Below are 1,520 nucleotides of genomic sequence, written 5' to 3'. Positions count from 1 at the left end.
GACTTCGCCCCTGGCACCCGCGTACGCGCCTTCGGTGATCTCGTAGCGCATGTGGAGGCCGTCTTCGTCGTACGCGTTGAGTGCGGTGAGGCCGTCGTAACGGACTTCGAAAGTCTTGCCGGCGAACGGCGGGCGTCGGGTCGATGCGTTCATGCTGTCTGGCTCCTGCAAAAAGTGACGTTCAATGTGCGAGTTCGACGGGTTCGGCCGTGCGTGCCGGCAGGCCCTGACGACTGTCGAGGCGGCCGCTCAGTGCGGTCAGCGCGAACGCGCCGAGCGTGACGGCGGCCGCGATCCACGGCGTATGGCCGAGGCCGACGTTCGCGACGATCAGGCCGCCGAGCGACGAGCCGCCCGCGACGCCGAGGTTGAAGGCAGCGATGTTGAAGCCCGACGCGACGTCGGTGGCGTCCGGCGCGAAGTGACGCGCCTGCTTGACGACGTACACCTGCAGGCCGGGCACGTTGCCGAAGGCGACCGCGCCCCACGCGAGCATCGTCAGCACCGCGAGCCACTTCACGTGCACGGTGAAGGTCAGCGCGAGCAGCACGACCGCGAGCAGCAGGAAGATCCGCTTGAGCGCCTTGACCGGGCCGACGCTGTCGGCGAGCTTGCCGCCCCACACGTTGCCGAACGCGACCGACACGCCGTAGCCGACGAGTACGAGGCTGACCTGCGACGGCGTGAAGCCGGCGATCTGTTCGAGCAGCGGCGCCATGTACGTGAACGCGATCAGCGAGCCGCCGTAGCCGACCGCCGTCATCGCGTAGACGAGCAGCAGGCGCGGCTGGGCGAGCACGCGGAACTGGCGGGCGAGCGGCGCGGGTGGTGTTTGCGGGAGGCCACGCGGCACGAACACCACCGCGCCGAGGAATGCAACGAGGCCGAACAGCGCGACGATCAGGAATGTCGCGCGCCAGCCGAAGTGCTGGCCGATGAAGGTGCCGAGCGGAATGCCGGCGACGAACGCAACGGTCATCCCGCTGAACATCGTCGCGATCGCGCTGGCGGCCTTCTCCTTCGGCACGAGCGTGGTCGCGATGATCGAGCCGACCGAGAAGAACACGCCGTGCGCGAGGCCGGTGAGAATGCGCGCGACGATCAGCGATTCGTAGCTCGGCGCCTGCCAGGCGACGAGGTTGCCGACGGTGAACAGCGCCATCAGCGCGGCGAGCAGCGTCTTGCGCGGCACGCGGCCGGTGAGCGCGGTGAGGAGCGGCGCGCCGATCGCGACGCTCAGCGCGTAGAGGCTGACGAGCAGGCCGGCCGACGGCAGGCTGACGCCGAGATCGGCGCCGATCGTCGGAATCAGCCCGACGATCACGAATTCGGTCGTGCCGATGGCAAAGGCGCTGATGGTCAGCGCAAGCAGGGCGAGTGGCATGATGGGATCCTGGTTCCAGTAAGGATGGATCGCAGTGTGCCGCCTTTACTTTTGCGGAAAAACCAGCCTATAAATCAAATTGTTTTGATTTCAGATCAACAATGAAAATTACGCTCGACGAACTCCAGGCCTTTGC

General features: G+C 66.6%; 2 protein-coding genes. Both read right to left on the bottom strand.

Annotation, left to right across the window (positions count from 1 at the left end; genetic code table 11):
* On the bottom strand, positions 1-153 hold a 153-nt coding region (locus BME24068_RS34740), incomplete at its 3' end, for a MoaF-related domain-containing protein (RefSeq protein WP_478209917.1).
* A gap of 28 nt (positions 154-181) precedes the next feature.
* Complete coding sequence (locus BME24068_RS34735) at positions 182-1,384, bottom strand: MFS transporter (RefSeq protein ID WP_174928801.1); 1,203 nt, start codon at positions 1,382-1,384, stop codon at positions 182-184.
* Positions 1,385-1,520: the final 136 nt, after the last annotated feature.

This window comes from Burkholderia anthina (assembly GCF_902498995.1).
Taxonomy (GTDB): Bacteria; Pseudomonadota; Gammaproteobacteria; order Burkholderiales; family Burkholderiaceae; genus Burkholderia; species Burkholderia anthina.
Note: the sequence above shows the minus strand (reverse complement) of the source record. Positions and strands in the feature narration are given on the sequence as shown.

Bases quoted from the DNA above. Each gene is read 5' to 3' on its own strand.
- BME24068_RS34735 (WP_174928801.1), bottom strand. From the start codon at position 1,384: ATGCCACTCGCCCTGCTTGCGCTGACCATCAGCGCCTTTGCCATCGGC.